This window comes from Arachidicoccus sp. (assembly GCF_050436765.1).
Taxonomy (GTDB): Bacteria; Bacteroidota; Bacteroidia; order Chitinophagales; family Chitinophagaceae; genus Arachidicoccus.
Genome location: NZ_JBNQGD010000300.1, coordinates 10624 through 14208, shown reverse-complemented (window position 1 = coordinate 14208; position 3585 = coordinate 10624). Strand labels below are relative to the sequence as shown.

General features: G+C 38.4%; 5 protein-coding genes. All 5 read right to left on the bottom strand.

The features are described 5' to 3' along the window. Nucleotides 1-187 precede the first annotated feature (187 nt). Nucleotides 188-1765, bottom strand: coding sequence for a F0F1 ATP synthase subunit alpha (atpA, locus tag ACQR30_RS13000; RefSeq protein ID WP_429735786.1), 1578 nt, complete (start codon nucleotides 1763-1765; stop codon nucleotides 188-190). Nucleotides 1766-1829: 64 nt separating this feature from the next. Beyond that, the gene (gene atpH, locus ACQR30_RS12995) at nucleotides 1830-2393 is read right to left on the bottom strand and encodes an ATP synthase F1 subunit delta (protein ID WP_429735784.1); all 564 of its coding nucleotides are present in this window, start codon (nucleotides 2391-2393) and stop codon (nucleotides 1830-1832) included. 35 nt (nucleotides 2394-2428) lie between these two features. Then, entirely contained in the window at nucleotides 2429-2923 is a 495-nt protein-coding gene (gene atpF / locus ACQR30_RS12990; RefSeq protein ID WP_429735782.1) for a F0F1 ATP synthase subunit B, read from the bottom strand. Between the two features lie 84 nt (nucleotides 2924-3007). Further along, nucleotides 3008-3259 (bottom strand): ATP synthase F0 subunit C, encoded by a 252-nt coding sequence (atpE, locus tag ACQR30_RS12985; protein WP_119989361.1) that lies wholly within the window; start codon nucleotides 3257-3259, stop codon nucleotides 3008-3010. 54 nt (nucleotides 3260-3313) lie between these two features. Beyond that, a partial coding sequence (locus tag ACQR30_RS12980) for a F0F1 ATP synthase subunit A (RefSeq protein WP_429735780.1) occupies nucleotides 3314-3585 on the bottom strand: 272 nt, incomplete at its 5' end.

Here is a 3585-nt window from a genome sequence, read left to right as displayed (position 1 = left end):
TGTGACTTGTTGAATTTGGTTCTTAGGATTATGGAATTATGACTCCAATTATCCCTTTCAAACATTCAACTGCGTAATATGAGGCAAAGAATGGCCGTTGTCTTTTAGAATTACGCCATATACGTACTTCACTATGAAAAAAGCATCCACAGTAACTGTGGATGCTTTCAAATATATTAAACAAATTCTATTTGTATTGCGGCATAATACCTTTGGCCAAATCTACCATCTTTTTTACACCATCTTCTGGTAAATTACCTTTCTTAAATTCCGCTAAAACTTCAGGCAATTTACTTTCCATTTCAACAAAGAATTGTTCTTCAAAAGCTTTCACTTTTTTGACAGCTACTTCACGTAACAATCCTTGAGAACCCAAGTAAATGATAGCTACCTGTTTCTCTACGGATAGTGGAGAGAACTGCGGTTGTTTCAATATTTCTACGTTGCGTGCACCTTTGTCCAATACCAATTTAGTAGCAGCATCTAAGTCCCCACCAAATTTAGAAAAGGCTTCCATTTCTCGGTAAAGTGCTTGGTCTAGTTTCAATGTACCCGATACCTTTTTCATTGATTTAATCTGAGCGCTACCACCAACACGACTCACCGAAATACCTACGTTGATAGCCGGACGGATACCTGCATTAAACAAGTTACCTTCCAAAAATATTTGACCGTCGGTAATAGAAATTACGTTAGTTGGAATATAAGCAGATACGTCACCGGCCTGCGTTTCAATAATAGGAAGCGCAGTTAATGAACCACCACCTTTCACTAAATGCTTAATAGATTCCGGTAAATCATTCATGTTTTTCACTACATCCTGATTATTGATAACTTTGGCAGCACGTTCTAATAAACGACTGTGCAAATAGAATACATCACCCGGATAAGCTTCACGTCCTGGCGGGCGACGGAGCAACAAAGAAACTTCGCGGTAGGCCACAGCTTGTTTTGATAAATCATCATAAACAATCAATGCCGGACGGCCAGTATCACGGAAGAATTCTCCAATAGCTGCACCAGCAAATGGCGCATAGAATTGTTGAGGTGCAGGATCAGCGGCAGAGGCTGCAACAATCGTTGTATAAGCCATTGCGCCATTATCTTGCAAAGTTTTCATCACACCTGCAATGGTTGATGCTTTTTGACCAATAGCCACATATATACAATATACAGGTTTACCTGCATCGTAAAATTCTTTTTGATTGATAATGGTATCGATACAAATAGCCGTTTTACCAGTTTGGCGGTCGCCAATTACCAATTCACGCTGTCCGCGACCAACAGGAATCATCGCATCGATAGCTTTGATACCAGTTTGCAATGGTTCTTTTACAGGCTCACGATAAATAACCCCTGGGGCTTTACGTTCCAATGGCATTTCGTATAATTCTCCTTGAATAGGGCCTTTACCATCTATGGGTTCTCCCAACATATTGATAACCCGTCCCATCAAGCCTTCACCAACTTTGATAGAGGCAATGCTGCCGGTACGACGTACTTTCGCACCTTCTTTGATACCTTTGCTTTCGCCCATCAATACCACACCCACATTATCTTCTTCTAGATTTAGGGCAATTGCTTTTGTGCCAGTTTCAAATTCAACAAGTTCACCAGAGCGAACATTATTCAACCCATAAACGCGCGCGATACCATCGCCCACTTGCAATACCGTACCAACTTCCTCTAAATCCGCTGATGCGTTGAAGTTGCTAAGTTGTTGCCTTAATATCGCCGATATTTCATCCGGTTTAATTTCTGCCATATTATTTTGTTTTTCTTCCGTTGCTTAAACGAAAAGGGATTCGTGATTTTTTTCTTAAAAAAGTTTATTTTATATTTTGAACATACAAGTTTTGCTGAAATTGCTTTTTGATGTCTCGTAAATCGCGGGCAATACTTGCATCTACTAAATTGTTGTTGAATTCCAAAACAAAACCGCCTATCAAATCCGCATCAACAGCTGTTTCTAACTCTACTTTATCAAAACCAACTTCGGTTTTTAATTTAGCTAAAATATTATTCTTATTTTTTTCAGATAATGGAACAGCAGTAGTAACCTTCACACTGTTGATTCCATTAAGTTTATTGTATTGTTCAATAAATGCGTCCGCTATCTGCGGTAAGTAACCCTCCCTACCTTTTTTAATCAAAAGAGTATTGAAAGCTGCGGTTATATCGCTTACTTTACCTTTAGTAATATCATTAATGATAGCTTGTTTTTTATCGGCAAAAATAATGGGGCTTTTCAAAAGTTGAACAAACTCTCTACTTGCACCACAGACAGCCTTGATGTACTGCATATCGCTAAATATTGTATCCAGCTTTTTCTGCTCAATAGCCAAATCTGCCAAACTTTTTGCGTAAACTGCCGATAAACGTGGGTTTTGCATTTTTCTATTTATAAATTATTTATTGCCTAATTATTCTAATTCAATTTTACATCGCTCACCAAACCGGCGATAAAGTTTTCTTGTTCCGCCTTATCTGCCAATTGTTTACGCAATACTTTTTCAGCCACTTCAATGACTAAAGTACCCACTTTATTTTTAACATCGGTTAATGCAGCATTTTTTTGTTGCGCGATAGCTACCTGAGCATCTGAAACAATTCTTTCATATTCGCTTTTTGCTTTTGATTGAGCATCTGCAATCATTTTATCCGAAGCATCTTTAGCTTCTCTCAACATCTTTGTTCTTTCTTCACGTGCCTGCTGCAAAAGAGTTTCATTTTCACTCTTTAACGCAGCCATTTCATCTCTGGCTTTTTGGGCCGTAGCAATGCTGTCTGCGATAGTGCTTTCACGCTCATCCAACATTTTCAATATCGGCTTCCAGGCGAATTTACCTAGAATGAAAAGCACAAGCAAAAACGCTAATAAGGTCCAAAAGAAAAGACCAAAATCGGGTGTTAAAAGTCCCATAGTGAATTTATTTAAAAACTAATTTTTAAAATTTAAAGTAAAACCGCATCTTAGCCCTGTGCGTCTAATGCGGTTTTTAAGTACTTAAAGTACGATTGCCAAGATACCTGCAATTACACCCAAGAAGGCAACACCTTCTACAAGAGCAGCAGCAAGAATCATGTTTGCACGAATGTCGCCAGAAGCTTCTGGTTGACGAGCGATTGCTTCAACCGCACCCTTACCAATTTGGCCGATACCTACGCCAGCTCCAAGTGCAGCAACACCAGCGCCAACAGCTCCAAGACCTTTAGCCATTCCATCGGCTTGTAACATTACAGTGTTCAATAAAGACATTGTGTATGGATTTTATAAATGAAAAAAGAAAATAAATAATGTTTATAAAAATAATTACAATAAAGAAAACTCTTTATCTGAATGTGCGTGATCTATTCCATTTGCTTCTGCAGTATGCCCATGATCTTCAATCATTTGGCCAATAAAAATCGCCGTAAGATTAGCAAAGATATAAGCCTGAATGGCCGTCACCAACAATTCGATTAACATTGAAAAAACAGATAAGGCAACAGAAATAACACTAAAACCACCACCAACATACACATTCAGACCTGCAAAAATAAATATCAATAATACAAAGCAAACGATAACGATATGTCCTGCCA